Source organism: Arthrobacter sp. TB 26 (assembly GCF_000427315.1).
Taxonomy (GTDB): Bacteria; Actinomycetota; Actinomycetes; order Actinomycetales; family Micrococcaceae; genus Arthrobacter.
The window spans coordinates 1-805 of record NZ_AUPJ01000138.1; the positions used below are offsets into that span (position 1 = coordinate 1).

The 805-nt window shown below is 72.5% G+C and carries 1 protein-coding gene and 1 pseudogene; both read right to left on the reverse strand.

Annotated elements, in window-relative coordinates; genetic code table 11:
- Positions 1–602: pseudogene (locus K789_RS0104320) on the reverse strand (thioredoxin domain-containing protein); the annotation flags it as partial.
- Positions 603–805 (reverse strand): hypothetical protein (locus K789_RS26030; RefSeq protein ID WP_237739514.1); only part of this gene is annotated, 203 nt, incomplete at its 5' end.

The following is an 805-nucleotide window of genomic DNA, read 5'->3' on the forward strand; positions in this document are numbered from 1 at the left end:
GAGAGGATGTTGCCGGCGAGGGCCCGGTATTCAGAGGAGCCGGAAAGTGCCGCACAGGACAGCAGCGCGCCCGCGAAGGCGGCGGCTCCGCTCGGCGTGGCGTTGTCGAAGAGCTCCAGCGACGCGCGTCCACCGCGGGCGTTGGCGACTTGTGCAGGCTCCACCGCGGTGTCCTTGAGCGTGCCGTCCGTGGTGAATCGTGCGCAGGCTGCCGCCAGGATGTCCTCTGCCAGCCGGTACCAGCGTGTCCGGCCGGAGACGGCGTAGAACGCGATCAGGCCCTCGACGCAGGAGGCGTAATCCTCCAGGAGCCCGCCGATCCCCCGGGCGGCGCCGTCGTGGGAGATCCGCATGAGGGTGCCGGGTTGGCCATCGGCACCGGGACGCCAGTGCACCCGTTCCAGGTAGGCTGCGATCCGCCCGGCCGCGGCGACTAACCGGGGTTGTCCCAGCAAGGCGCCGGCGTCGGCCAGGGCCGCGACCGCCAGCCCGTTCCAGCCGGCCACCACCTTGTCGTCCCGGGCAGGCTGGGTCCGGCGGGAGCGCCCGGCCGGGGTGCAGCGGGGATCCCTCCGCGGTGACGGTGCCGCGGGGGTGGACATTCATGAGTCGGGCGACGGCGGCGCCGTCGGCTGGTCCCAGCAGGGAAGCCAGGGCTGCCGGGGTCCACAGGTAGCTGCCACCCTCGGTGTGGACACCGTCCACGACAGTTCGGCGTCGAGGGACGAGGCCAGGGCCTCTGGAAGCTTCTCGTCCCCGGGATCGTCCTTACTGAGCCCGAGCGAGGCGAGGAGCCAGCCGGCGG